Here is a 25,326-nt window from a genome sequence, read left to right as displayed (position 1 = left end):
GGAGCCCCATGCCGTCCGCCAGCGTCAAAGACGTCGCCGCGCTCGCCGGCGTCTCGGTCGGGACCGTCTCCAATGTGCTGAACCGCCCGGAGCGGGTTTCCGACGCCGTGCTGCAGCGCGTGCAGACCGCGATCACCGAACTCGGCTTCGTGCGCAACAACGCCGCCCGCCAGCTCCGGATGGGCCAGGGCACCGGGATCGGCATGGTCGTGCTCGACGTCGGCAACCCGTTCTTCGCATCCCTCATCCGCGGCGCCGAAGACCGGGCGGCGCGCGACGGTCTCTCGGTGCTGGTCGGCAACTCGGACGAGAACGAGCAGCGCGAGGCCGGTTACCTGGACATGTTCGAGCAGGAGCGCATCCGCGGTGTCCTCATCTCCCCCGTCGGCGACGCCATCCCGCGCCTCCACCGGCTGCGCGAGCGCGGCATCCCCTCGGTACTGGTCGACCGGACCAGCCTCGACCGCTCGTTCAGCTCCGTCGCCGTCGACGACGTGGCCGGCGGCCGCCTCGCGGTGGCGCACCTGATCGAGCGGGGGTTCGGCCGTATCGCCTTCGCGGGCGGACCGTTCGCCATCGAGCAGGTCGCCGACCGCTACCGCGGAGCGGCCGAAGAGCTGACGTCATCGCGTCCCGGCAACGTGATCGAGAAGCTGGAGACCGAGAACCTCACCATCGAGGGCGGGCAGCGCGTCGGCGCCGCGCTCGCTTCGCGGGCGCCGGACGACCGGCCGGACGCCGTCTTCGCCGCCAACGATCTGGTCGCGATCGGTTTGCTGCAGAGTCTGCTCCAGGCGGGCATCCGGGTACCTGAGGACGTCGCGCTAATCGGCTACGACGACATCGCCTTCGCGTCGGCGGCCGTTGTGCCGCTCTCCTCCATCCGCCAGCCCAGCCACGAGATCGGCTCGACCGCGATGGACCTGCTGCTTCAGCTCACCGCCCAGCCGGACGCCCCGCCGGTGCACGTCGAGTTCCAGCCCGCGCTCGTCGCGCGCGAGAGCAGCGGCGCGCATCCCGCGCCGTCCCGCGCCTGACGCCTCCCCACGCGCGCGCATCCCTCCCCGCTCGGGAAGGAGATTCGAACGGATTCCGGCCGAATCTCCTGCGAGACTGCCAATCGAAGGAGAAGTCGGCCACGTTTTCCTTCATCAGCCCTAGCATCGCCCTAGGACCGTGACGAAGGGGGATGTCCGTGATCGAGTCGAAGCTGCGACCGCAGGTCGTGCTGTGGTGGGGAATCGGCCTGACAGTGGGTGGGCTGCTGGCCACCACGGTATTGCCTCGCCTGGCGTACGGGATGATGCCGGCCGTCAGTGGCGCTAACGGTGTCGACCAGGGTCTGTTGACCGGGTTGGCGTATATCGTGCAACTGATCACTCAGATCGTCCCGCCGCTCGGCGTCGCACTGATCGGCGCGTCGGTCGTCATGGCCTACGTGCGCCGGCTGCTTGCACCCGTGCCCGACCGCGTTGTCACCGGGAACGAGAAAGGCGCGGCACCCGTCGAATGACGGGCCCGCGCCCTGGTGCGTGACCGCACTCAGCTCTGCTGCTGCTCGGCCGCTGCCTTCAGCTCGTCGTACTGCTTCCGCACCTCGGTCATGTCGAGTTCGCGGATCTGCGCGATGAGGTCCTCCACCGCCTCGCCCGGCAGTGCGCCGGCCTGCGAGAACAGGGGGATGCCGTCGCGGTAGGCGACGAGGGTCGGGATGGACTGGATGCCGTACGACGCGGCGAGCGCCTGCTGCGCCTCCGTGTCGATCTTGCCGAACGTGACGTCGGTGTGCTGCTCGGACGCCTTCTCGAAGACGGGGGCGAACATGTGACACGGGCCGCACCAGTCGGCCCAGAAGTCGAGCAGCACGATGCCGTCGGAGACGGTCTGGTCGTGGTTGGTCGAGGTGATCTCGGTGGTTGCCATGCCTGATGAAACGCAACGGGATCAGGGAGTATTCCGCCTCAGCTGCCGCGCCGCCCGGCGAACACCGCGAACCCCAGTGGAATCACCGACGCGATCATGATCACACTCCCGAGCACCGCGTCGCCCGTGTGCACGATCGCGCCGGCGATGATCGCGCCGCCGAACACGACGGCAGCCACCAGCCGCCGCGCTGTGCGTTCCAGCCGTCCGACGCGCTGCTCCAGCCGCGGCGACGTGACCGCGACCGAGCCGTCCTCGACCCGCGTCACCAGCGCGTCCAGCCGCTTCGGCAACCTCACGGCGAGCCCGGCGATCTCGAGCGCCTGCTGGGCGACGTCCTGGATGACGTTGCCGCGCTCATCCCGGATCAGCTGCGCCGCGTACGGCTCGACCGAGTCCCACAGGTTGAACGACGGATCGAGCGCGCTGCACACACCCGACGTGAGCGACATCGCCCGGATGATGAGCAGGAAGTTCTCCGGCAGCTGGAACGGCAACGACCGGACCACGTCGCCGAACTCGGTAGCGAACTCGCGGAACTCGCGCGGGTCGACCTCCCGCAGCTCGGCGAACCCCATGCCGCCGAACCGGCCGAACAGGTGCGTCATCGCCCGCTCGAGCTCGGCCGTGTCGGCGCTCGGGAGGAGCACGCCGATGTCGCGGATCGCATCCACGAGCCCCTTGCCGTCGCGGGACGCTGCCGCGATCAGCAGCTTGCGGAGGCCGCTGCGCGTGCCGGGCGGGACCTCGCCCATCATGCCGAAGTCGACGAAGGTGAGGTGCCAGGGCCGGCCCTCGGTCGCATCCGGCCGCGGCGTCACGAAGATGTTGCCGGGGTGCGGGTCGGCGTGGAAGAAGCCGTTGGAGAACAGCTGGTCGAACATGACCTCGGCGAATACCGGAGCGACCTCGGCCGGGTCGATCCCCGCCGCGCGGAGTGCGTCGGCGTCCGTGATCTTGATCGCCGTCACATCCTGCAGCGTGAGGACGCGGCGGGTGGTGCGCTCCCAGACGACGGAGGGCACGGCGACGCGCTCGTCGCCGACGAACTCCTCGGCGAACCGCTCCGAATTGGCGGCCTCGTGCAGGTAGTCGATCTCTTCGAGGCTGGTCCGGGCGAACTCCTCGACGAGCGCCGGTGCGTCCACCCGGTCGGACACCAGCCGGACGTGACTGAGCCAGCGGCCGACACGGCGCAGGGCGGCGAGGTCCACATCCACGATCGCGTCGATACCGGGGCGCTGCACCTTCAGGACGACACCGACCAGACCGGTGTGCTCGGCCGTCTGCGCGGTGAGCGTCGCCCGGTGGGCCTGCCCGAGCGAGGCGGCCGCCACCGGCACCGCGTCGATGGATGCGAACGCCTGCTCGAGCGGAACGCCCAGCTCGGACTCGGCGAGCGCCCGGATCGCCGGGAACGGGACGGCCGGCACCTCGTCCTGCAGCCCCGCCAGCTCGCTGGTGATCTCGGGAGGCAGCACGTCGAGCCGGGACGACATGAACTGCCCGACCTTGATCATGAGACCGCCGAGGTCGACCGCGAGCACATGGAACCGTTGCGCGAATCGCCGCATCCGCCGTGACCGCGTCCGCGCGGCGACGCCGGCGAGACCGATGCGCGGGAGGAACAGCTCGTACCACCAGGTGACGGCCAGGTTCCAGCCGGCGAAGCGCAGGATGCGGCGGTAGCGCGCGCGGGTGGCCGGCGTCACCGCGGGCCGAGCCGCGGCGACGCCCGACTCCGACGTCACCCGCCTCAGCCCTCGGCGAGGATCGAGTACAGCCGGCGCCGCGCCTCCTCGAGCACGGTCACCGCCTCCTGCACCTGCTGGGGCGTTCCGGTGCGGTGCACCTGTGCCGCCGCCTGGGCCAGCTCGACGCCGGCCTTCGGCAGCGCGCCGGGGCTCGTCGTGGTGCGGCGCTCGCCGGTCGTGCCCTCCGTCTGCCACGGGGCGGATGCCTCACTCGCCGCGACCTCGCGCCCGGCGTCGGTCAGCGCATAGGTCTTGCGGCCGTTCGACTCCTCCGCGGTGATGAGACCTTCGTCGGCGAGGAGTTGGAGCGTGGGATAGACCGACCCGGCGCTCGGTTTCCAGCTGCCGCCGCTGCGCTCCTCGATCTCGCGGATGATCTGGTAGCCGTGCATCGGCTTCTCGGTGAGCAGGGAGAGCACGGCCGCGCGCACGTCGCCACGGCCCATCCGGGAGCCGACCTTCTTCTCGAACGTCGAGCGCAGTTGCTCGAACGCCTGCCACATGGTGTCGGGATCCATGCGGGCACCGAACCCGCCAGTGGGGAACGAGCCCGAGGGGAATGAGTTGGACATGACAGCCTCCTGTCGTCAGCGATAGCTAACGATATATCGCTGAGCGCTCCAGCGGAAGAGAGAACGCGTTGTGTTCAGCGAACGCACCGGAACACTCCGACCGAGGGGAGGTGCGGAGGGCGCGCCCGGTTTCCGGCTAGCCTGCACAGGACCCGAACGAGAAAGACCCGCGTGACCGACTCCTCCCCCGCAACCGCCAAGAAATTCCGCATCATCGCGGGCGCCGGCATCGGAGGGGCGCTCACCCTCCTGATCGTGCTCCTCTCGACCTGGGCCGGTGGCGCCACCGCCAGCCCCACCGCCAGCCCCACCCCCACCGCCACCGCCACGGCCACGCCCAAGGACAGCGGCGCGCCGAAGACCGCGCTCGAGGTGCTCGCCACGATCCCGGTGAAGGGCAGGGCGCCCGCCACGGGATATCAGCGGACCGCCGACTTCGGAGCGGCCTGGCTGGATGTGGATCGCAACGGATGCGACACCCGCAACGACATCCTCGCCCGGGACCTCACCGGCACCGTGCGGAAGGGACGATGCACGGTGCTCACGGGCACCCTCCACAACCCGTACACCGGGACGACCATCGCCTTCGTTCGCGGTGCCACGACCTCGGCGCTCGTGCAGATCGACCACATCGTGCCCCTGCAGAACGCGTGGGTGACGGGCGCGCAGCAGCTCACGCAGGCCCAGCGGATCAGCCTGGCCAACGACCCGCTCAACCTGCTCGCGGTGGATGGGCGGTCCAACCAACAGAAGTCGGCTGGCGACGCCGCGACCTGGCTGCCTGCCGATAAGTCGTTCCGCTGCGAGTACGTCGCCCGCCAGATCTCCGTGAAGGGGACCTATGGACTCTGGGTGACGAGTGCGGAGAAGGCGGCGATGGTCCGGGTGCTGGGCGGCTGCCCTGCGCAGCCCGCTGAGTCGTCGGCGCTGGCTGCGAGCGTCGGGTGAGGCCCCGCTTCTCGCCTGCCCTCCGCGGTTCTCGTCAGGCCGGCGCCGACTCCACCAGCGGGTAGACGTCGATCCCTGCCGCGATCGCGACCTGACGGTAGGCCGACGCCAGATCAGCGAGCGACGAGTGCGCGTTCAGCCCGCTCGGGTTCGGCACCACCCACACCTGGGTCGGCCCCCAATCCTCGGGCTGCCGTCCGACACTCGCCTTCGGCCGATCGAACGCCACCCGGTACGCACTGATACCGAGGAAGGCGACGACCGGAGGTGCGAGAACATCGACGCGGCTCCGGAGGTCGGCCCCACCCTCGCGCAAGCGGGCCGGTGCCAGCTCGGCCGCCCGCGCCGTCGCCTCCGGGACGATGCAGGTGATCCCGATGCCGCGCTGTTCCAGCTGCCGGACGTCGGCCGGATCGAACCCCGTGGAGGCGTCGATGACGTGATCCGTCAGCCCGCCGAGGAAGAGCGCCTTGTAGAAGCGGTTACCGCGACGCGCGAAATGGGCCTGCACCGCCACCGTAAGCAGGCCGGGATTGATGCCGACGATCAGAAGCCGGAGATTCGGCGGGATCAGGTCGGGCAGCGTCCCGCCGGTGAACGCCGCCAGCTCGGCTCGACTGAAGCCCATCGCATCCTCTCGCGCCACACTGCCCTTCAGCCTACGTGCCGGCGCAGGAACCGCCCGGCGCGGTCGACCGCCTCGGCCGCTTCGGGGGTTTCCGCGTTCAGCTGGTAGACGTGCGGGAGGCCCTCACCGATCTCGAGGGTCACATCCACTCCGGCCGCGGTCGCTGCGGCGGCCAGCCGCTCGGCGTCGCTGAGCAGCAGGTCGGACGTCCCGACCTGGATCAGCAGCGGCGGAAGACCGCCGAGCGGCGCGAACAGGGGCGACGCGAGAGGCGACGCCGGGTCCGCGCCGTGAAGGTAGTCGGCGGCGAGGGTCCGCAGCAGCTCGGGAGTCGAGATCGGGTCCTGGTCGACGCGGTCGGTCATCGAGTCGCCGGAACTCGTCAGGTCGACCGTCGGCGACATCAGTACCGCGGCCGCCGGAAGGTCTGCTCCGGCGTCCCGCAGCGCGACAAGCAGGGACACCGTGAGGCCCCCGCCTGCGGAGTCGCCCGCGACCGCACACCTCCCCGCCGCGTGGTCGGAGGCCAGCCACGCCCACGCCGAGCGCACGTCGTCGAGCGCCGCCGGGAAGGGGTGCTCAGGAGCGAGCCGGTACTCGAGGAAGAGGACGCGCATCCCGGCGGCCCTGCCGATCCTCGACGCCAGTTCCCCGTCGCTGGCGAGCGAGCCCAGCTGGAAGCCGCCGCCGTGGAGGAAGAGAAGCACGCGGCCGGTGTCGACCTCGGGCGCATCGAGCCAGTAGGCGCGGGCTCCGAGTCCCAGTCCCCCGGGAGCGGCCTCCATCACCCGCACATCGTCGGGAAGGGGATGCGCGGCGGCCGCAGGCAGAAACGTCGCGCGCACCTCGGCGAGGGGAGGCGCGGGCCGCCCGGCCTTCGCGGCCTGTCGCGCCCTCAGGGTGGAGAGGACCGCCTCCATCTGGTCGCTCGGCATCGACGGCATCTCACCGCGCGTCGTCGGACGACACCTCGGCGAGTCGCCCGGTCTTCTCGTCGTAGAGGAAACCCCGGACCGGAACCTCCTGCGCGATCCACGGATGGGAGCGAACCTTGCGGATCTGCTCGCGCGTGTTCTGTTCCGGGTCTGTGAACGTGAAGAAGCTCGCGGGCGCGATCGGGTACTCCCCCGTCTCGCTCCGCAGCCGGGCCTCCAACTCGTCGCCCGAGAACCGGGACAGGCCACAGTCCGTGTGGTTGATGATCATGATCTCCCGCGTGCCGAGCATGCGAGTGGAGACAATGAGCGAGCGGATGGAGTCGTCGTCGATCACGGTGCCGACGTTCCGGATCAGGTCGACGTCCGCATCCGGGAGCCCCATCAGCTGAACGATGGCCGTCAGTCTCGGATCCGCGCAGGTGACGACCGCGATCTTCGGCGCGGGTGGCCCGCTGTGGGAGGCATCGAACCCTTCGGAGAGCCGCGCGTTGGCCTGCAACGCATCGTCGATGATGGTCATCCCTGTACCTCCTGTGTTGCATGACTCCGGCACGTCTCAGCGACGCGGGGCCTAGATTGGGTGCAACGTTACGGCGGGAGGGAGGGCGCGGGAGCGTCGGGTTTCCCTCAACTTGCCGCCGTCGTGCGCGGATCCCGGCATCGCCGTGGCGTCGCCGTCCGGCTAACGTACTCAGCATGCGGGCACCGAGCGCCCGCGACGAGAGGAGCAGGCAATGGGCGACAGCACGGGTGGATCCTTCGAATACCCGGATGAGGCCGGGTACCCGGACGGGACCGGCACCCTCACCGAGTCACAGCGCCAGCTCGTGGCCGAGGTCAGAGCGGCCGACCGTGTCCAGCCCGGAATCAACTTCTTCGTGGTCGACAACGAAGACGCGCACCGGTTCGAGGCCGTCAGTGGTGACACCCTCGTCGGCCAGATCACCTACCGCCGGACCGGCGATGTGGTGACCCTGATCCACACGTCTGTCTTCCCGGAATTCCAGGGTCAGGGGGTGGCGACCGCACTCGTCAGGCAGGTCCTCGACTCCCTCCGCGCCGACGGCAAGAAGGTCGGCGTCGAATGCCCGGTCGTGAAGACGTTCGTCGAGACCCACCCGGAGTATCAGGAGCTCGTCGTCGCCGACTGACGCGCACGCCGCGCCGCGTCAGTCGACGTCGAGCGCTCGACGACGGCTATGCGCGCCTGGTGCGACGCGTCACCATCAGAACGAGTCCCGCAAGCACCAGAGCGGCGGCTGCCGGGAGCGGCCATCCGGGGAGGTGTGATCCCGTGTTCGCGAGCGCGGTCGTCCCTGAGCCGGTCGCCACCACAGCGGTGCCGTCGCTCGTGCCGGTGCCGTTGCCGCCACCGGCGACCGGACCACCGCCCGCGCCGGGTCCACCGGCGGGCGGCGGCGTGACGGCCGCCTCGACCGTGAATGCCGCGCTCTGACCGACGGTCACGCCGTTGACGCTGATCGACAGCACCTGAGTGCCGGTGACATCCAGCGGCACCGTGAAGCTGAAGGATGCGACTCCGTTGGCGTCGGTGACCCCGTTAGCGACGGTGTGCGTCCCGATGGTTCCGACGAATGCGGTGTTCGGCGGGAGCGCAGCCACCGACGCCGACTGCGCGGTGCCCGCGCGGACGGCGCCGGTCGGCGCGGTGACCGTGGCAGCCAGAGAGTAGGTGATGGTGACGGATCCGTCACCCGTGTTGGCGCTCGTGCTCGCGGCGGACAGGCCCGGCGCGAGATACCCGGATCCGCCTCCGCCCGCGCCGACGACGAAGCTGAGGCCCGGCATCCCGAAGCCCTGCTGCGTCTGCACGAAGTACCAGTTGCCACCGCCTCCGCCGGCATAGCCGCCGCCGCCGAAGCCGGCCGGCGTCACCTGCTGGCCCGGACCGTAGAGCGCGGCGACCCCGCCGAGGCCCGGAGTGATGGTGCCATCGGAGGCGACAGAGGCGACCGTCCCTGCGCTGCCCGACTGGAACCCGGTGCCGTTGGTGTCGAGAGCCGGATCACCCGTCCCGGGTGTGGCGCCGACGGCGCCCGTGCCCTCGCTCGACGCGCCGACCGTCGGGGTGTTGTATCCCGAAGCTCCGGACGCATCGGCCGTGGAGTATCCACCCGCTCCCCCAGCGAGCGCGACGCCGGGGCGGATTCCGTTGATGAACCCCTGACCGCCACCGCCGCCCGCGACGGCGACGAAGCCGTCGGCCGTCGCCACGAAGCTCCCGGCTCCCCCGAGTGCCCCGTCGCCTCCGACGACCCCGGCCGCTCCCACCAGCACGTGCAGCGTCTGACCGTCGTACTGGCTCCCGAGCTCGGTGGTGACGACGCCCCCGGGTCCGGCCGGACCCGTGATGGTGGTTCCGGGCGCCGTGGCACCGACCAGGCGCGAGTTCTGTGCACCCGCTCCACCGGCGACTTTCAACGTGACCTGGGTGGCGTTGGCGGGGACGACGAAGGTCGACTCCGCTCCCGGCGTGAAGGTGACGGTGCAGTCCACCAGGCAGGGGGTAGCGGGCACGGCGACAGCAGCGGAGGACACGCTGAGCGCGGCCGCGGTGACGGCGGCCGTGCCCAGGCAGAGGGTGAGGATGCGACGCACGTCCGCGAGCCTATCGGCCGGGCGTCGCGCGCCCGCGCGCGTGGGCGCTGGCGCGTACCCCGGCATGCGATCAGCGAACTCCGCCGCCAGCGAGCGGTGAGCAGTTGTCGAAAAACGCGCGGAATAACAGCAATTAGTCACCCCTCGCGGCGCAGACGAGGGATGCTGAGTAGGGTCGAAGGATGGAATATCGTCATCTCGGCCGGACCGGCCTGCGCGTCTCGACCGTCAGTCTCGGCACCATGGGGTTCGCGGGCACGGGATGGGCCAGCCCGGTCGGGCATATCGATGTGGAGGGTGCGCGGCGCCAGCTCGACATCGCCCGGGCCGCCGGCGTGAACCTGATCGACACCGCTGACGTGTACTCGGATGGCGCGTCCGAAGAGATCCTCGGGCAAGCCCTCGGGCCGAATCGCGACCAGATGCTGATCGCGACGAAGGTGCGCGGCGGCATGGGCGAGGGCCCGAACGACGGCGGTCTCTCCCGCCACCACATCATCGAGGCCGCCGAGGCCAGCCTGCGGCGGCTCGGCACCGACCACATCGACCTCTACCAGCTCCACGGCTGGGACGGCTCCACTCCGCTGGAGGAGACGCTCGCCGCGCTCGACGACCTCGTCCGCTCGGGCAAGGTGCGCTACATCGGCGCCTCGAACTTCTCGGGCTGGCACCTGATGAAAGCACTCTGGGCCTCGGACAAGGGCAGCTTCGAACGCTTTGCCAGCCAGCAGATCTACTACTCGCTGCAGTCGAGAGACGCGGAGAACGAACTCGTGCCGATCACGCTCGACCAGGGCCTCGGCATCCTCGTCTGGAGTCCGCTCGCGGGCGGCCTGCTGACGGGCAAGTACCGCCGCGGACAGGATGCGCCTGAGGGCTCGCGTCGGTTCGAGGGCTGGACGGAGCCTCCCATCTACGACGAGGACCGCCTGTACAACACGATCGAGGTGCTGGTCGAGATCGCCGAAGAACGCGATGCCTCCCCGACACAGGTCGGACTGGCGTGGACGCTGGCGAAGCCGGGTGTCACCTCCGTGATCGTCGGCGCCCGCACCGAGGAGCAGCTGAGCGACAGCCTCGGCGCGGCCGACCTGACGCTGAGCGACGCCGAGATCGCGCGCCTCGACGAGGCCAGCGCGACCCCGCTTCCGTACCCCTACTGGCACCAGGCGAACACGGCCGACGGCCGGTCGAGCGATGCCGACCTCAGCCTGATCGAGCGGCACCTGAACCTCGACTGAGCGATCGCCCGAGGGCATCGTCCGCCCCAGATTAGGATGAGCCGGTGCGACTCAGCCGATCGCGAACGCGCGCGCAGCAGCCTGCCGCAGACCCTGACGGTCTGTCGCGGCGAGGGTGGGCGCTGCTCGTCGGATGCACCCTTGCGGTGGCCGGTGTGCTCGTTGCGCTGGCCCTCCCGACCCTGATTCCTGCCCAGGGAGCGCCCGGTCGTACGGGCTCGGCACCTCAGTCGGAGTCGCCACAGTTTCCCCGTGCGGAACCGCGACCCACGCCGTTGGGTCTGCCCCCGCGCCCGAGTTCGACACAGGTCGCCACCGTCCCGTCGCAGCCGGTGAACTCCCTCCGGATCGGCGACTGCCTAGAGACCTATCCCTCCCCGTGGGCAGACGGTTATCCGGTAGTCGACTGCGCTGCGCCGCACATCGCGCAGCTCGTGTCGCGAGGTGTTCTGCCTCAGCCCGCCGGCACGCCCTTCCCCGGCGCTCCAGCGCTGAACGCGCAGGTCACCGACCTCTGCACCGCTCCCGGCATCCTGAACTGGGATTGGGTGGCGGTCTGGAACGAGGACGTCCTGACCGACTTGCGCTACCCGAACACGGATGCGCAGTGGGCGGCGGGCGCGCGCTCGTACTACTGCTTCGTTACAACGTTCTCCCGTCACGAGCTCACCGGGAACGCGATGGCCGGCGGCTGAGAAGCCGGGTCACTGGCTCAACGGAGGTCGTCACCTCAGTGGGACGCGCGCCATCCGTGGCAGTCGACCTCCGCCTCACGAACACGGGTGCAGGGTGCCGAGCGCCGGACTCAGCGACGCCGTACCGCCGATCAGCGTCACGCCGGACACACCCCACGCCTGCAGCGCCCCCACTGCGGGCGTCGGGACGCAGTCCCCGCGCACGACGAGCAGCGGCGCGGACTTCGTGGCGGCGAGAACACCGCCGGCGAGAGCGTCCGGGAACGTGCTGCCGGTCGCCAGGTAGGCGTGGGTCGCCGTGTGGAAGAACTGCTCGTTGATGGTGGCGGAGGCGTCGAACCGGTCCGCGCCGCCGAGGCGCATCACATGGCCCGAGCCGTAGACGGCTTTCAACTGGGACTCGATGGCAGGCGAGACCGAGGCGGGGCCGCCTGTGATGGTCACGTCGGTCACGCCGAGCGTCTGCAACAGCGCCAGAGTCTTGGCGTCCAGTGCGGACGCCGCACCGTTGACGAGGACGACCGGAGCCCCCTTCGACGCTGCCGCGCTCGTCGCCGAGAGGGCGTCGGGGAAGGTCGAACCCGTGGCGATGAACGCGGTGGTGGAGTGGTCGAACGCCCCGGCGACGATGTTACGGGACGCTTCGTACCGGTCCGCTCCGCCCTGCCGGGTGACGGTTTGCGCGAGGTCGTGCAGCTGGGCGAGCACGGAATCGGACACCGAGTTGGGGCCGCCGACGACCACGATCGTGTCCGGCTTCAGCGACTGGATCTCGGTCGTGACGCTCGCAGGCAGTTCGGTCGGCGTGGTCAGCAGCAGCGGGCCGCCCTCGTGAGCCGCGGCGGCGCCGGCGCCGAGCGCATCCGGATAGTTCAGGCCGGTGGCGATGTACACCACGGGAGCCGTCGTCGGGTATGCAGCCTTCGCGATCTCGACCGCGTTCGAGAACCGGTCGGGCGCCGCGATCCGCGTCGTCGTGGGCTTCGCCGTGAGCCCCAGGATGCTGACGCTCGGCGTGCCGTCGAAGACACCGTTCAACGTCCAGACCGTCCGGGAGTTCGCCTCCACGACGACATCGAACGTGGAGAGCTCTGCCGGGAAACTACCGGCGGTGTCGACGACGCCGGATGCGAGGTCGACCGAAACGAGCGCGGGCTGGCCGGGCAGGTAGTCGCCGCCGCCGGTGATGAGCAGCGTGTTCGTGGCCGCGTCGACGGCGAGCCCGGTGGCCTGCTGAAGAATCGGGCTCGCGATGGTGCGAGTGACCGTGTTCGTCGAGCCGTCGACCTCCAGGATGCTCGAGGGCGTGGTGCTGTAACTGCCGTCGGGAAGTTCCACGTAGTCGGGCTGATTCGCGACGTAGACGCGGCCGGTGCTGGGGTCAGCGGCGACTCGATAGGGCCACGTGACGCCGCTCGTGATCGTCTTCACCACCGTGCGGTTCACCGTGTCGATCACTGCGACGTTGGCCTGCGGGTGGCTCGGGTCGCCGTCGTTGGTCACGTACAGCAGGTGGTTGACGGGGTTGACCGTCAGCGATGCGCTGTTCACCAGGCTCGGATCGGTGATCGTGCCCTTCACCGTGTGCGTGGTGCCGTCGATGATCGCGATCGGCGAGCTTCCCGTGTCCGACCCCCCGTTGAGCACGTACCCGTCGTGTGTCTGCGGGTCGATGGTCATGGTCATCGCATCCGTGAGCGACGGGTCGACGATGGTGGCCACGGTGGCGGCGGTGTCCAGATCGACGACGGTGACACGACCGGCACTGAAGTCGTCGGAGGTGGAGACGATGTAGAGGAGGCGCTGGTCGGAATCGACCTGGACGTCCATGACGTAGCCCGTGGGCGGCAGCTGGTAGAACGTGTCGGTCGCGCCGGTCGCCGCGTCGATGGACACAATGGCGTCCGCGCCGGGGCCGCTCGCCGAGAACCCGATCCCGTAAGCCGTCTGCGTGACCGGGTCGACGGCGAAAGCGGTCACTGCGGCATACCCGTCGAACGGGACGGTGCGCTGGTACGTGGTCCACCCGTCGGCCGACGCAGCTGTGGCGCCGGAGAGAACGAGCGCCCCCATTGCAATCGCCGCGGTCGCGGCAGCAGCGGTCATCGTCTTCGATCTGCTGAACATCCCACTCCTCATCGGGTCGCACGACGCTCGCGCAGCGATCCCCCCGGGATGAATCTGGCAGAGGCAGGTCCGCGTCGCCATCCCCCGCGCGGGGGATACTGAGCGCACTCCAGGCGCTACCCCGATGGTGGGCATGGGTCCACCTGCCGGACGAACACGCTTTGCAGGCGTACATGGACGATCCCGAGCGGTTGGCGCTGGCAGACGTGCATCGTCGGGCTGTGGCGAGGACGGAAGTCCTGAAGGTGGAGGCTTTGGTCTAGCGGAAGGTGCACTGCGCTTTTGAGCGGGCTCGTGGGAGCGTTCGATCGGGGATGAGCCGCTGCACTCCCGCGCGTAGGGTGCCCATAATCGCCGGGGGTACCGGGTCATTGCCGGGAAAAGTGATCTGCGGTGGCTCTGTTCGACCTCGCGTCATGATCCGGGCGAGTGTGCGTCTTACCGGTTGGAGGGTGTTCGCCTTCCCGGTAGTGGACTCAGACCGTTCCGGCTTGCCGGGTGACGGGCGCGTGTCCATTTCGTTCTCTCTATGAACGAAGGAAGACCTCAGTGAAGACGTCTCGTGTTTTGATGTCAACCGCGATGGTGGCAGGTGCCTGCATTCTCGGCGCTGGCCTGGCTGGGTTTGCAGCTCCCGATACGGCGGAGGTCAACGCAGTGGATGCGGTTGCCGCCATCCAGGGCGTCGTGCCGGAGTCGCTGTCCGACCTGGCGGCAGTAGGTGCCGACGGTGACACCGCCGCCAAGGCGACCCTTCCGGGCGGTACCGTCGATGTCCCGGTTGACCCTGCCGATGGTCTCGGCCTTGGTTCGTCTCTCCGGATCGGTCTGCCGTTTGCTCAGCAGGCCTCCGACGCCGCGGAGTCGCAGCTTTCGGGTGTGGTGGCGTTCGACAACAACAACGGCTCGACCACTGTCCCGGTGATCCTGTCCGACGGCACCGTGCAGATCACTACGGTGATCGACAACGCCAGCGCCCCCAAGCGATACGACTACCCGATTGACGTACCCGACGGAGCATCCCTCACGCAGGACGCCAACGGAACCGTTGCCGTAGTGGCAGCGGACGGGTCGCCGCTGCGTGTCTTCGGTGAGGCGTGGGCGAAGGACGCCAACGGGGAGGCTGTGCCGACGCACTACGAGGTACGCGGGAACACTCTCACGCAGGTGGTCAGTTTCACCGAGGACACCGCCTTCCCCGTCGTCGCGGACCCGTCCACTGGCGTGTACTCCTACAACTGCATCCTGCAAAACGGAAGCAGCTACTTCCTTGCGCCGGGTGCCCTGCTGGGGAACTGCAAGGGTAGCTACCTCAAGAAGTACATCAACGGCAAGATGGTGCAGTCGATCCCGCTGACCGGGTATGGAAAGCCCGCCAACCCCGCGGCGTTCGGTAAGTGGGAATGTCTAGTGTCTCTCACGTGGGCGACCTTCTCGATTTACGGTCCGGGCAAGTTCGTAAAGTTTGCCTCGGGAGCATTCGGTTACGTACTGGCCCAGTTGATCCCAACGAACATCACCAGTTGCCGCGGCTGACTAATGCCCTGGCAGAGCGGAGCATGAGATGACTGACTTTTCCCGCTGGGTCCGGTGGGCTTTCGGTCGTCCTCGAATCATCCACGCGGTGCTGTGGGGAGTCCTCGGCGCAGCGTGCAGCGCACTCGGGGTGAGTTACGCGATTCGCGGTGTCTCAAACGGGTGGCTCTTGTTCCTTGCCACACTATGGGCCTGGGCGGTCGCAGGGGTCTACCTGTTTGTTGCGCTGCGGGACCGACGGCGCGGGACTGGTGCATACGGGCCGCCAACTCCTCACCGGCGTCGCAGCTAGCCACAGGAACGGACCCGGAGTGGATTGGGGGGCTCGACCGCCACTGAGCGAAGCTTCGGCCTAGCGCAGGTGGAGGCTGTGGCGACCTGGCCCGCCCCGCGGATCTAGTGAACAAGCTGTCACGCGCTTGCCCTCCTGCGTTTGGCGACGAACGGCGTGGCCCCGCGATTCGATTCCGCGAGGCCACGCCAGTGGGGTGACGCCTAGCGCACGACGCTGACCCGGTCGATCGCCACACCGGCTGAGGATGCGGATTTCAGACGAATGGTGTTCGTCCCGGTGGTGAGCGACAGACCGAGCGTCTTGGTTGCTGTCGCTGTCGCGGAGCCGGTCGCCGGGAGGTTTACCGTGATAGCGGTGCCCCCGTTCACCTGCACCTGCACCGTCTGCGCAGTAGCGCTGGCGTAGTCGAGTCGGACCGTGTGGTTGCCCGCCGCCGCGACCGTCACGCCCGTGACGTCCAGTGTCCCGGTGCCGTTCAGACCGGTGACCGCCGACGATCCCGAACAGCCAGAGCAGCTGGTGATCGCCGCGCCTCCCGCTCGCGTGTTCCCGGCAGCTTCCGCCTCGGTCGCGCGTTCGATGGTCAGAGCGTCGATGTCCGGTGCGAAGGCGCTGAGGTTGTCGAACGTGATCGTGTTGCTTCCGGCGTTCAACGGGACGTCGACGCTCCACTTGTTGACGAACTCCCACCCGCCCGAGTCGGGCAAACTGACTGTGCTCAGCACCGTGCCGTTGACCGTGATCCGTACGGAACGCGGGTCAGCAGAGGTGTAGGTGAAGGTCATCCGGTGGGTGCCGGCCGTCGACGCGGTCACGTTGGCGAACTGCACCGAGCCGCCCGAGCCGACGTTGCCGACCTTGGAGCCGTTCGAGCAGCCCTTGCAGGCCTGGGCGGACGCGCCGCCCGCGACGGTGTTCGCAGCCGACTCGGCCTCGTACCGGGCGTCTCCGCTGCCGATCTGGGCCAGCGGCGTCTGCGAGATGTGGACAGCCACACCGCCGGTGGCGATCTCGGGCAGCGACAGCGTAGTCGCACTGCTCACGGTCTGGGTGCTGACCTGCACCCGGCCCGACGGGTTGTCCGAGAAGATCGTCGCCGTGTACGACCCCGCGCCAAGGAAGGAGAGCGGGATGGATGCGGTGCGAGCCGGGGACGTCATCCCGCCGATGAACCAGTCGCTGCCCGACCGGCGCGCCATCGTGATGTGGTCGCCCGGGAAGCCCTCGACGACCTTCGTCTCGTCCCACTTCGTCGGGATGGCCCGCATGAGGTGGCGCCCCGGCCACTGCTCGTATGCGGCGGCAGAGTCGGCGTAGTTGATCATGCCGGTGTTGTAGACGATCGCCTGGGCGAGCGTGTGCGCCTGCGTCAGGACCGACGCGTTCTGCGAGATCATCGCCGGGGTGTAGTCCATCGGGCCGATCGGTCCGCGTGTGAACGGGTAGGTCACATCCGCTGCTGCCGTGGTGGGCGGCGGGTACTTGTAGTGCTCGGTACCGGCGACCGCCTCGGTGGTGAGCACCCACGGCCAGGTGCGGTTCTCGCCGCCCGGCTTCGTGCTGCCGTGGAGGTCGAGCATCATCTGCCCGGCGCCCGCGGCGTCTCCGATGGACTGGTACCACTTCTGGACCGCCTGCGAGTCGCTGAGGAAGAAGTCCACCTTCAGCCCGTCGACGCCGTATCCCTTGTGGTCGGTCACCAGCGTGGTCGCCTGTGCCGGCGTCTGGCCCGCATCGGCGGTGACCCAGGCGAAGACCTTCACACCCTTCTGGTGGGCGTAGGCGGAGATGGCCGGGAGGTCGACGGCGGGGACGTAACAGCAGTCGACGGTGACGTACTCGAAGCCCATCTCGGCGGCGAAGTCCACCATCTGCTTCTGCTTGTTCAGGTCGGAGGCGCTGTCCTCATCCGTGTACCAGGACCAGGCGGCGCGGCCGGGTTGCACCCAGGACGGCGCCGCTGCTGCGGGAGGGTTGAGGTTCTGCACGAGGTCGCTGTTGTACAGCTTGTCGAGCGTGGAGGCGATGATCGCCGTGCGCCACGGCGTCTGGAACGGGTAGGTGCTGGACATCGGGAACGCCTGGTCGGGCGTCCGCACCACATTCAGCAGCCCGGTCCCCGCGCCGTCGCCCTTGAGCATCGCAGGCGCGTAGCTGGCGTTCGAGTTGTAGACGTTCGCCTCGCTGATAAGGGTGTAGTACGCGTTGCTGTTGACGGAGATCAGCGCGGGCATCGTCAGGTTGGTGCCGGAGTTGAGCCCGGCGGCGTTCCGGTAGATGTAGTCCTGCTCGTAGTTGGAGTTCCACGGTGCGGCCCAACCGCCGTCCGCCGGGTTGAGCCGGAAGCCGGTCGTCTCGTTGGTGATGCTGGCGGATCCTGAGCCGGGGATGCGGTAGCGGAAGGCGATGCCGTCGTTGTAAGCGCGGGCGATGACCTGGAGGGTGGCGCCGGCCTTCGTGTAGGTGAGCGTCATCTCGCGGCCGTCGTTCGTGTAGCTGGGCTTGGTGCCCGCCGGGAGCGAGTACGTCTCGGTGATGACGGCGCGGGTCTCGCCCGAGTAGGTGAGTCCGCTGGTGAAGTCGGTCGTGCTGGTGGCGATCCCGAGCGGGGACGAGCCGAACACGGTGGTGGTGCCGGCCGTCACGCCGTACGTCAGCGAGCCGCCCGCCTGGTCGGTGACGGTGAGGTTGATCTGGCCGTCGGGCGACGTGATGGTATGCGTCGTCAATGCCGCGGCCGGGCTCGCGGTGAGCGTGGACAGTCCGAGCGCGATCGCCGCTGCGGCGACGATCCCGATCATCATGGGACGTCGTCGTCCCCGTGGATTTCGCATGGTTCCCCTTTGTCGGTGTGAGGTGCCTTCGCTCGCTCGCTAGTGGCCGGGCGAGACGTCTTCGAGAGTAGAAAGGCCGGGTCGGGCCGGGAATGCGGCTTCAGCGTCGGCGGCTGGACGTTCCGACTCGATCGACGGGATGCGCTGGATCGCGTCGGGACGGAACAGGAGCAGCTCGGGCAGCGAGGTGGCGAAGTAGTCGGGTGCCGCATCCGGATCGGGCTGCTGCGGGTCCGGTTGCGCGTCGGCGGTGGCTCGGGCAGTGGCGGCCGCCGCCGGGTCCCCGGCGCGCGCGTGAAGCTCCGCCAGCCTCCGGTGGATGTGCCCGGTCGGCGCGAGCGGATGCCGTGCCTCACCGAGCGAGATCGGCGGGGTGAGGGCGTCCTGGGTGCGCCGGACGGCGGCGACGAGGTCGCCGCGACGCTCCGCGTCAGCGCCGAGGGCGAGAGATACGTGCTCCCACGCGGCGAGCGCCAACCCCTCGCCGCCTTCCCACGGAGCGAACGGTCTGGAGGTCAGGATGGCGCGCGCGTCGGCCGCGCGACCCTGGGCCGTCAGCAGCTCGACGTACGCGATCGTGACGTCGTCGCGCTGGAGCACCAGCGGCAGCGCCTCCTCGAGCAGGGCGAGCCTGCGCGCGGCCGGTGCGGAGACGAGCGCGAGCAGCTGGTCCCGCTCGTACAGCAGGCGCGCCGACGGCCGGAGCACGAGGGCGCGCTCGTACCAGGCGAGCGCCTCGTCTGTCTGACCGTGAAGGTTCACGGCGGCCACCGCTGCGTTGCGGAGCGTGACCGGGTCGGCCGACCCGGCGTTGATGACCCGCCGCCAAAGCTGCAGCGCTTCCTCCCCGCGACCGGCGTCGAAGAGCAGCATCCCGAGCAGTGCGCCGATGCGATGGTCGTCGGGCTCGCGGTCGAGCAGGGCGCGGAGCGCGTCGTGGTCGTCGAGTCCCGTCGGGAAGCACAGGCGGGCGTCCGCTGCCCGCGCCTCGGCCAGCGCGGCGTCCGCTGCGTCGGGATGCCCGGCCCGCCGGAGCAGTACGGAGCGGTGCAGGTGTGCCAGCGGGCGGACGTTGCCCGAGGGCCCCGGCTCGACCTCGCCCGCCTGGGTGAGTAGCTCGATGGCCGCATCCACCTCGCCCGCCACGGACAGTTCGAGCGCGACGTCGATGAGTGTGCGTCCGTCGTCGCTCAGCGGCCGACCGGCCAGGGCTCGGGCCGTCTGGTCGAGCGGATCGGCCGCCAGCCAGTCGCGGAGGTGACGATCGGCGACCTCACTCGCGCCGGTCCGACGCTCGAGAACGATGCGGAGCGCCAGCGCCCGGGAGTCGCTCGGGTTGCTGTGCAGGGATTTCTCGACCGCGGCGAGCGCCGCGTGGTCCTCTCCTCCCCTGCTCAGGATGCGCGCGAGCTCGAGCTGAGCCGGCGCGAGCCAGTGCACATCCCAAGCGGCCTTGGCGAACGCGTCCGCCGCCTCCGCCTCCCGGCCGGTCCGAACGAGCACCAGCCCCAGCAGGTACCGCGGCTCTCCGTCGCGCGGGTTGCCGTTGCGCCGCGTCTGACGCTCCAGCGCCCGGCGCAGGTGCTGCTCCGCCTCCTGGTACCGGCCGCGGCGCAGCAGGTGCTCGCCGAGGGCGGTGTTGCTGCGACTGTCGAGCTCGTCCCGGCGCACGGCCTCCTCCCAGTACGGGAGCGGCGAGCGGGTGGGATGCCGGTTCTGGGCGAGGTGCACTCCGGTGAAGTACAGTTCGTCGGCGCTCGCGATCTGCTCGGGCGCGGGCGGCTCGCTCGCGGTCCACGGCTCCGCCCCGGCCGTCTCCGGGCGCGGACGCCAGCGGATCAGTTCGCGGCCATCAGCGGTGACCACGAGCTCGTGGTCGGCGGCCCGATCCGACGGCGTCGGCAGCTCGAGACGGAACGGACGACCGGGCTCGACGCGAACCTGCTGGTCGACGATCCGGTCGGATCCGGCGGTGAGGGTGATATGGAGGTCGCCCGCTGCCACAGTGCACAGCCCGACGCGCAGCATGCCGTCGGCCACATCGAGCCGCACGGCCGCTTCAGCGTTCGCCTGGTGCGCCGGGCCGATCTCGTGGATGGGGAACCACGTCTGCGTGAACTCCTTCGTCTCCCCCGGCTCCAGCCAGGCGAAGTCGGGCTGGTTGTCGGTGTAGACGCCGGCCATCAGTTCGACATACGGGCCGTCGGAGTCGGTGAGCAGCCGGTCCCAGGCGTGACCGAAGTCCGCGTCTCCCCACGTCCACTGCTTCTTACCTGGCGCGATGTGCCGGTCGGCGACGTGGACGAACCCTGCGCCGGCGCGGTGGTCGTACCCGCCGAAGAAGTCGTCCTGCGTGTCGGTGACCATGTAGGAGGTGGGCACCGGGATGTTGCGGTAGAAATCGATCCGGTCGCCTCCGCTCGCATGACGGGCCGGGTAGTCGACGCCGTAATAGGGGCGGTCGGCCTCCGGGAACGCGGTGATCGCACGGCGAGCGTGGTCGGCGACGTACGCGACGTCGGTCGGGAAGAAGGACTGGTAGTCGTCGTGCACCCGGGCGGCGACGTTCGCCCACCAGAGGAAGGTCTGCGCGTCGCTCGTGCGGTTGTGGAGGCGGACGACGAGCTCGACGACTGCGCGGTCCGGGTGCAGACGAACGCCGTGCATCCCCTTCATCCGGGTGAACGGGTCGTGGTCGGAGCACCATACGGTGACCGAGCCGTCGGCGTGCTCCTCGATCTCGGTCTCCACGGGCAGGAACGTCGCGGGGCGGTGGTGCTGCGGCCAGTTGAACTCGACGCCGCCGGAGATCCACGGTCCGGCGAGACCCACCAGCGCCGGCTTGATGACGGTATTGCGGTAGAAGAAGTCGTATTCCGCGGTCTTGTCGTAGCCGATGTGGATGCGTCCGCCGAGCTCCGGGAGCACCATCAGGCGCAGCCACCGGTTCTCCAGGTGGATGGCCTCCCAGGTGCGCGGTGTCGGCTCCGACGCGACGCTGTCGATGAACGGGATCGGGTATACGCGCCCGCTCGACCCCTGGTACACGCGGCGGTCGAGGAACATCGGGAACTCGTCCGGCGTCCTGGGCTCGTAGGTCGGGATGGTGACGGGCGCACTCCAGGCGACGGCGTGGCCGGCGCCGAGGCGCGCTCGCAGGTTCTCGGGTGCGTCGGGGCGGAGTTCATCGCGGAGCATTGCTCCATCCAAGCCGCCGGGCACCCCACGCGGGAATGCAGGTTGGGCGGCCACCCCTGGACAATCCGATGATCGTGCCCCCACAATGTCACCATGCCGATCGAGGAGGGATTCCGCGGACAACGACTCGTCGTCGTACCGCGCCCGGTGGTGTCCGAGGCGCTTCGCAAGCCGGTCACGCGACGACTGCTGGTGACCGACGTCGGCTACTACCCGGACGCGCACGACCACCAGATGAACCGGCCACGCGGCACGGACGAGACCATCGTCATGGTGTGCGCTGCCGGTACGGGGTGGGCGCGTATCGGCGACGGCTCGTACCGTATCGGCAGCCAGCAGGCGATCGTCATCCCCCGGGGCGTGCCGCATTCGTACGGGTCCGACGAGGCCCACCCCTGGACGATCTGGTGGGCGCACATCACCGGAACGGATGCGCCCGAACTGGTCGAGGGCATGGACGTGACGGCGGACCGTCCGCTGCTCCGGGTGCGCACGATCGAGCGCGCGGTGGCGCTACTCGATGAGATCGTCTCCAACCTCGAACGCGACCAGACGCCGGCGCGGCTGATGGCCGCATCCGGTGCTGCCTGGAAACTCCTCACCCAGCTGGCTGTGGACCGGATGCTGCCCGCGCCGGACGACCCGCTGCAGCGGGCGATGAACTATCTCAGCGACCGCCTCGACGGCTCGGTGCGCGTCCCCGAACTCGCCCGCCTGGTCGGCGTCTCCACGACGCACCTGACGGCGCTGTTCCGGCGGGCGACGGGAGGCGGCGTGCTCGCGCACCACACGGCCCTGCGGATGGCGCGCGCGCGGCAACTGCTCGACACCACCGACGCGACCGTCGCGGAGGTCGCCCGCGAGGTCGGCTACGACGACCCGTTCTACTTCTCACGCCACTTCCGGCGCCACCACGGGATGAGCCCGTCGAGCTTCCGCACCCGCGACCAGTGAGTCCGCGGTGAGCCGACGACGTCAGCCGAGCAGGCGGATACCCCACGCAACGCGCCACCGCTCGCCCGGCTCCAGCCAGCGCAGACCCTCCCCGGTTCGGAGGGCGTTGGGCGGCGCCGTCATCGGCTCGACGGCGACCGCGGGCCGTGTGCCGCCTTCCGGCGCGGGGAAGGCGTCCGCCCGATAGAGCTGCGTCCAGCGGTAGTCCGCGCCCGCCCACAGTTCGACGTGCCGCCCGCTCGCATCCGTGAGCCGGTGCCGCAGCATCCCGTCGCCCGCCTCCCGGACGAAGGTCGCGTGCCCCGGAGCGTCGGCGACAGGTCGCGGCGTGCGCAGGTCACTCGCTGTGCCGGCGACCGGGAAGCGCTCACGCGGGATGTGCCGGTCGTCAAGGCGGTACGCGTGCGTGGCCTCCACCGACAGCAGCAGCCGATCGACGGGCGCGGTCCCCAGCCGGAGGTAGGGATGCGCGCCGAGCGCGACCGGAGCCCGCTCGGCACCCGCGTTCAGGGCGTCGGTGGTCACCGTGACCCCGACGTCGTCCACCGCGTAGCGCACGATGACGTCGAGGTCGAAGGGGAACCCGCGCGGGTGCCGGATGAGGGTGCCGAGTTCGATGATCGCGGCCTCGTGCCGGAGCACGTCGAAGCGTCGGCCGGCGACGAGTCCGTGGTTGGCGTTCCCGAGTTCGGGTTCGCTGACGTCGAGGTCGTGCCGCCGTTCGCCCTGCCACCACTGCGCGTCCTCGACCCGGTTGGGCCACGGCGCGAGCGTTGCACCGGCCATGCCCGGCAGCCCCGGAAGGTCGTCGGTCGGCTCGACGAGGTCGTCACCACGGACCACCAGCCGCCGCAGTGAGGCGGCGAGCGGGTCGACAGTCGCCGCCGTCGTCCCGGACGCGCTCTCGATGGTGAGCCGGGTCCGGGTCCGCGCCGATGTCATACGGCCGTGAGGTGCAGCAGCATCGCCCGGTCGGGGTCGAGCGACGGAGCCTCCAGCCCGTGGACGTGCAGAGTCCGGCCGGTCGCGACTACGCCGTCGTCGAGCCACGGAGGCCGCTGGCCCGCCGGAACGGGGACACCCGGCGCGAGTTCCGACACCCGGTAGCGCCGCGCTGGGTCGAGGCCGGGGAGGCGGAGTCGCGGCGGCGGCCAGGTGGCGGGGCGACCGAGCAGCGTGAACCCGAAGACGGCTTCGGAGCCGTCCTGCGCGACCACACCGTCCACGCGCACCTCAGCGGTGGTGTCCGCCCGCACCGTGCGACCGGTGTGGAGAAGCGCCCGGTGACGCTTGTGCGCATCCACCCACGCCTTCAGGTGCGCGAACGTCTCGTCGTCGAGCCGGCTGAGGTCGAGCTCCACACCGAGGTTGCCCCAGAAGGCCGTCGCCGCGCGAAAGTCGAGCGGAGCGACCCGGTGGGTCGTGTGCGAGTTCTCGGCGCCGATGTGGGTGCCCTGAAGCTCCGGCGGGACGAGCACCCCGGTCCAGCGCTGGATCCCGACGCGCTCGTGCGGGTCGTTGCAGTCCGACGACCAGACCCGGTCGGTACGCTCGAGCACGCCCAGATCGATGCGGCCGCCTCCGCTCGCACAAGACTCGATCTCGAGCGCCGGGTGCCGTCGCTTCAGTTCGTCCATCATCGCGTAGGCGGCGAGGGTCTGCTCGTGGACGCCCGCGCGCCCGGTGCTCGAGTGGCCGGCGTCGGTGAGGTACCGGTTGTGGTCCCACTTGATGTAATCGATCCCGAGGCGGTCGACCAGAGCGGAGATCTGGGCGAGCACGTGCGCGTACGCCCCGGGATGCGCCAGGTCGAGCACATGCTGGTGGCGCGATGGGAGCCCCGGCCCGTGCCCGCCGTCGAACACCCACTCGGGATGCGCGCGCGCCAGGTGCGAGTCGAGGTTCACCATCTCAGGCTCGAACCAGAGGCCGAACTGCAGGCCCAGCTCGTGCACGCGAGCTGCGAGGCCATCAAGTCCCTGCGGCCACACCTCAGGGTCGACCTCCCAGTCGCCCAGCGAGCTCGTGTCGTCGCGGCGGCCGGTGAACCAGCCGTCGTCGAGGACGAACCGTTCCACGCCGAGTTCGGCGCTGCGTTCGGCGAACCGGGTGAGCTTGTCGAGGTCGTGTTGGAAGTACACGGCCTCCCACGTGTTGGAGAGCACGGGTCGCACGGAGCGAGGATGCTGCGGCCGCGCGCGGAGCATCCGATGCATCCGGTCAGTCAGGTCGTTGAGACCGTCGCCCCACGCGCCGTAGACCGTGGGAGCTGTATAGACGTCGCCCGGCTGGAGAACGAGCTCGCCAGAGAGCAGGAGCTCACCGGCCCGAAGGTGCCGGGTGCCGGCCGGAGTCCGCTCGGCAGCCAGCAGCTGGTTGCCGCTCCAGCCGAGGTGGGCGACCCAGACGGGTCCGCCCTCGAAGCCGAAGCCGGCGACGCCGGCGGCGAAGAGCGTCGAATGGTCGAGGCCGGGCTTGCCGCCGCGGCTCTCGCGCAACCACGTGCCGACGGGAAAAGGATGCCGCTGCGGCACGCGCTCGAGGGCCCAGCGGCCGGTGAGGTCGAGAAGTTCGTCGGCGGTGTCGGGCACCGGCAGCGCCGGCTCCACGCCGTCGACCGCGTACGGTACCGTGCCATCGTTGCGCAGGTCGCAGTCCAGGGTGACCACGCCCTCGGCGCTCAGGACGATCCGCAGTACGAGTGTCAGCTCCGACTCCGGATCGGCGGCCGTTGTCTCGATCCGATCCTCGGCGACGGTGTTGCGCGCGTCGCGGAACCATGGTGCGAACGCCCGGCCGCTGCGGTTCCCCGTCACGCCTGGACGCCCAAGCCAGCCCTCTGCCAGCTGCGGGATGACGGGCACCGGCTGCGGGTAGGTCACGGCGCTGTCGCCGATCGCGGGCAACGTCGCGCGGCGAAGGTCGGCGAGGTCGGGCTCCGTCAGTTCGCCCAGGTCGGCGCCCCAGTGCAGGATGCGCGGCAGCCGGCCGGCGGTGAGGTCGACGACGACGCTGGTGCCGCCGCGCCGGAGGTGGACGACGTCCGATGGGGTGGAGGGCATCT

Annotated in this window: 20 protein-coding genes; 8 read left to right on the top strand and 12 right to left on the bottom strand. The window is 69.8% G+C overall.

Annotation, left to right across the window (positions count from 1 at the left end):
* Window positions 1-8 precede the first annotated feature (8 nt).
* Together AB4Y74_RS04590 and AB4Y74_RS04585 are read left to right on the top strand one after the other, a co-directional pair.
* The gene (locus AB4Y74_RS04590; RefSeq protein ID WP_441797935.1) at window positions 9-1,037 is read left to right on the top strand and encodes a LacI family DNA-binding transcriptional regulator; all 1,029 of its coding nucleotides are present in this window, start codon (window positions 9-11) and stop codon (window positions 1,035-1,037) included.
* Between the two features lie 158 nt (window positions 1,038-1,195).
* Window positions 1,196-1,513 carry a hypothetical protein gene (locus tag AB4Y74_RS04585; RefSeq protein WP_441797934.1) on the top strand — a complete coding sequence of 106 codons (318 nt, stop codon included), beginning with the start codon at window positions 1,196-1,198 and terminating at the stop codon, window positions 1,511-1,513.
* Between the two features lie 29 nt (window positions 1,514-1,542).
* Here AB4Y74_RS04585 and trxA read toward each other — a convergent pair whose 3' ends face one another.
* Genes trxA through AB4Y74_RS04570 form a run of 3 tightly spaced genes read right to left on the bottom strand, consistent with a single transcriptional unit; the run spans window position 1,543 to window position 4,249 of the window.
* Complete coding sequence (gene trxA, locus AB4Y74_RS04580) at window positions 1,543-1,923, bottom strand: thioredoxin (protein WP_441797933.1); 381 nt, start codon at window positions 1,921-1,923, stop codon at window positions 1,543-1,545.
* A gap of 38 nt (window positions 1,924-1,961) precedes the next feature.
* Window positions 1,962-3,674, bottom strand: coding sequence for an ABC1 kinase family protein (locus AB4Y74_RS04575; RefSeq protein WP_441797932.1), 1,713 nt, complete (start codon window positions 3,672-3,674; stop codon window positions 1,962-1,964).
* A 5-nt stretch (window positions 3,675-3,679) separates the two neighbouring features.
* A complete protein-coding gene (locus tag AB4Y74_RS04570; RefSeq protein WP_441797931.1) occupies window positions 3,680-4,249 on the bottom strand; it encodes a PadR family transcriptional regulator in 570 nt (189 codons plus the stop codon).
* Between the two features lie 171 nt (window positions 4,250-4,420).
* On the opposite strand from AB4Y74_RS04570, the gene AB4Y74_RS04565 reads away from it, so the two are divergent.
* Window positions 4,421-5,197 (top strand): HNH endonuclease family protein, encoded by a 777-nt coding sequence (locus AB4Y74_RS04565; RefSeq protein ID WP_441797930.1) that lies wholly within the window; start codon window positions 4,421-4,423, stop codon window positions 5,195-5,197.
* A 34-nt stretch (window positions 5,198-5,231) separates the two neighbouring features.
* Here the strand turns inward: AB4Y74_RS04565 and AB4Y74_RS04560 are convergent, their stop codons facing one another.
* Genes AB4Y74_RS04560 through AB4Y74_RS04550 form a run of 3 tightly spaced genes read right to left on the bottom strand, consistent with a single transcriptional unit; the run spans window position 5,232 to window position 7,283 of the window.
* Window positions 5,232-5,825, bottom strand: coding sequence for a mismatch-specific DNA-glycosylase (locus AB4Y74_RS04560; protein WP_441797929.1), 594 nt, complete (start codon window positions 5,823-5,825; stop codon window positions 5,232-5,234).
* A 26-nt stretch (window positions 5,826-5,851) separates the two neighbouring features.
* Window positions 5,852-6,760 (bottom strand): alpha/beta hydrolase, encoded by a 909-nt coding sequence (locus AB4Y74_RS04555; protein ID WP_441797928.1) that lies wholly within the window; start codon window positions 6,758-6,760, stop codon window positions 5,852-5,854.
* Between the two features lie 10 nt (window positions 6,761-6,770).
* Window positions 6,771-7,283 (bottom strand): beta-class carbonic anhydrase, encoded by a 513-nt coding sequence (locus AB4Y74_RS04550; protein ID WP_441797927.1) that lies wholly within the window; start codon window positions 7,281-7,283, stop codon window positions 6,771-6,773.
* A 214-nt stretch (window positions 7,284-7,497) separates the two neighbouring features.
* Between AB4Y74_RS04550 and AB4Y74_RS04545 the strand changes: the two genes are divergently transcribed.
* A complete protein-coding gene (locus tag AB4Y74_RS04545) occupies window positions 7,498-7,914 on the top strand; it encodes a GNAT family N-acetyltransferase (protein ID WP_441797926.1) in 417 nt (138 codons plus the stop codon).
* 46 nt (window positions 7,915-7,960) lie between these two features.
* On the opposite strand, the gene AB4Y74_RS04540 is transcribed toward AB4Y74_RS04545, so the two are convergent.
* Window positions 7,961-9,382, bottom strand: a complete 1,422-nt coding sequence (locus AB4Y74_RS04540; protein WP_441797925.1) for a hypothetical protein — start codon at window positions 9,380-9,382, stop codon at window positions 7,961-7,963.
* Between the two features lie 182 nt (window positions 9,383-9,564).
* Between AB4Y74_RS04540 and AB4Y74_RS04535 the strand changes: the two genes are divergently transcribed.
* Both AB4Y74_RS04535 and AB4Y74_RS04530 read left to right on the top strand, forming a co-directional pair.
* Entirely contained in the window at window positions 9,565-10,623 is a 1,059-nt protein-coding gene (locus tag AB4Y74_RS04535) for an aldo/keto reductase (protein WP_441797924.1), read from the top strand.
* Window positions 10,624-10,955: 332 nt separating this feature from the next.
* The gene (locus AB4Y74_RS04530) at window positions 10,956-11,318 is read left to right on the top strand and encodes a hypothetical protein (protein ID WP_441797923.1); all 363 of its coding nucleotides are present in this window, start codon (window positions 10,956-10,958) and stop codon (window positions 11,316-11,318) included.
* Between the two features lie 75 nt (window positions 11,319-11,393).
* Here AB4Y74_RS04530 and AB4Y74_RS04525 read toward each other — a convergent pair whose 3' ends face one another.
* A complete protein-coding gene (locus AB4Y74_RS04525; RefSeq protein ID WP_441797922.1) occupies window positions 11,394-13,445 on the bottom strand; it encodes a cell wall-binding repeat-containing protein in 2,052 nt (683 codons plus the stop codon).
* A 549-nt stretch (window positions 13,446-13,994) separates the two neighbouring features.
* On the opposite strand from AB4Y74_RS04525, the gene AB4Y74_RS04520 reads away from it, so the two are divergent.
* On the top strand, window positions 13,995-14,981 hold the full coding sequence (locus AB4Y74_RS04520; RefSeq protein WP_441797921.1) for a hypothetical protein: 987 nt from the start codon (window positions 13,995-13,997) through the stop codon (window positions 14,979-14,981).
* Between the two features lie 495 nt (window positions 14,982-15,476).
* Here AB4Y74_RS04520 and AB4Y74_RS04515 read toward each other — a convergent pair whose 3' ends face one another.
* Together AB4Y74_RS04515 and AB4Y74_RS04510 are read right to left on the bottom strand one after the other, a co-directional pair.
* On the bottom strand, window positions 15,477-18,080 hold the full coding sequence (locus tag AB4Y74_RS04515; protein ID WP_441797920.1) for a glycoside hydrolase family 97 catalytic domain-containing protein: 2,604 nt from the start codon (window positions 18,078-18,080) through the stop codon (window positions 15,477-15,479).
* A gap of 69 nt (window positions 18,081-18,149) precedes the next feature.
* The gene (locus AB4Y74_RS04510) at window positions 18,150-21,308 is read right to left on the bottom strand and encodes a DUF5107 domain-containing protein (protein ID WP_441797919.1); all 3,159 of its coding nucleotides are present in this window, start codon (window positions 21,306-21,308) and stop codon (window positions 18,150-18,152) included.
* A 93-nt stretch (window positions 21,309-21,401) separates the two neighbouring features.
* Between AB4Y74_RS04510 and AB4Y74_RS04505 the strand changes: the two genes are divergently transcribed.
* Window positions 21,402-22,262: a helix-turn-helix domain-containing protein gene (locus tag AB4Y74_RS04505; protein WP_441797918.1), complete on the top strand. Its 861-nt coding sequence runs from the start codon at window positions 21,402-21,404 to the stop codon at window positions 22,260-22,262.
* A gap of 21 nt (window positions 22,263-22,283) precedes the next feature.
* Here the strand turns inward: AB4Y74_RS04505 and AB4Y74_RS04500 are convergent, their stop codons facing one another.
* Together AB4Y74_RS04500 and AB4Y74_RS04495 are read right to left on the bottom strand one after the other, a co-directional pair.
* Window positions 22,284-23,204, bottom strand: coding sequence for an aldose epimerase family protein (locus AB4Y74_RS04500; protein WP_441797917.1), 921 nt, complete (start codon window positions 23,202-23,204; stop codon window positions 22,284-22,286).
* Window positions 23,201-25,324, bottom strand: coding sequence for an alpha-galactosidase (locus tag AB4Y74_RS04495; RefSeq protein ID WP_441797916.1), 2,124 nt, complete (start codon window positions 25,322-25,324; stop codon window positions 23,201-23,203). Before AB4Y74_RS04495 ends, AB4Y74_RS04500 begins: the two co-directional genes overlap by 4 nt.
* Between the last annotated feature and the right edge of the window lie 2 nt (window positions 25,325-25,326).

The sequence above is a fragment of the Leifsonia sp. RAF41 genome, from assembly GCF_052114085.1.
In the GTDB taxonomy this organism is placed as follows: domain Bacteria; phylum Actinomycetota; class Actinomycetes; order Actinomycetales; family Microbacteriaceae; genus Leifsonia.
The sequence above is the reverse complement of the archived record's forward strand: the minus strand, read 5'-3'. Positions and strand labels throughout refer to the sequence as shown.

Bases quoted from the DNA above. Each gene is read 5' to 3' on its own strand.
- AB4Y74_RS04550 (WP_441797927.1), bottom strand. From the start codon at position 7,283: ATGACCATCATCGACGATGCGTTGCAGGCCAACGCGCGGCTCTCCGAA.
- AB4Y74_RS04545 (WP_441797926.1), top strand. From the start codon at position 7,498: ATGGGCGACAGCACGGGTGGATCCTTCGAATACCCGGATGAGGCCGGG.
- AB4Y74_RS04535 (WP_441797924.1), top strand. From the start codon at position 9,565: ATGGAATATCGTCATCTCGGCCGGACCGGCCTGCGCGTCTCGACCGTC.
- AB4Y74_RS04560 (WP_441797929.1), bottom strand. From the start codon at position 5,825: ATGGGCTTCAGTCGAGCCGAGCTGGCGGCGTTCACCGGCGGGACGCTG.
- AB4Y74_RS04510 (WP_441797919.1), bottom strand. From the start codon at position 21,308: ATGCTCCGCGATGAACTCCGCCCCGACGCACCCGAGAACCTGCGAGCG.
- AB4Y74_RS04500 (WP_441797917.1), bottom strand. From the start codon at position 23,204: ATGACATCGGCGCGGACCCGGACCCGGCTCACCATCGAGAGCGCGTCC.
- AB4Y74_RS04515 (WP_441797920.1), bottom strand. From the start codon at position 18,080: ATGATGATCGGGATCGTCGCCGCAGCGGCGATCGCGCTCGGACTGTCC.
- AB4Y74_RS04590 (WP_441797935.1), top strand. From the start codon at position 9: ATGCCGTCCGCCAGCGTCAAAGACGTCGCCGCGCTCGCCGGCGTCTCG.
- trxA (WP_441797933.1), bottom strand. From the start codon at position 1,923: ATGGCAACCACCGAGATCACCTCGACCAACCACGACCAGACCGTCTCC.
- AB4Y74_RS04505 (WP_441797918.1), top strand. From the start codon at position 21,402: ATGCCGATCGAGGAGGGATTCCGCGGACAACGACTCGTCGTCGTACCG.
- AB4Y74_RS04495 (WP_441797916.1), bottom strand. From the start codon at position 25,324: ATGCCCTCCACCCCATCGGACGTCGTCCACCTCCGGCGCGGCGGCACC.
- AB4Y74_RS04555 (WP_441797928.1), bottom strand. From the start codon at position 6,760: ATGCCGAGCGACCAGATGGAGGCGGTCCTCTCCACCCTGAGGGCGCGA.
- AB4Y74_RS04570 (WP_441797931.1), bottom strand. From the start codon at position 4,249: ATGTCCAACTCATTCCCCTCGGGCTCGTTCCCCACTGGCGGGTTCGGT.
- AB4Y74_RS04525 (WP_441797922.1), bottom strand. From the start codon at position 13,445: ATGTTCAGCAGATCGAAGACGATGACCGCTGCTGCCGCGACCGCGGCG.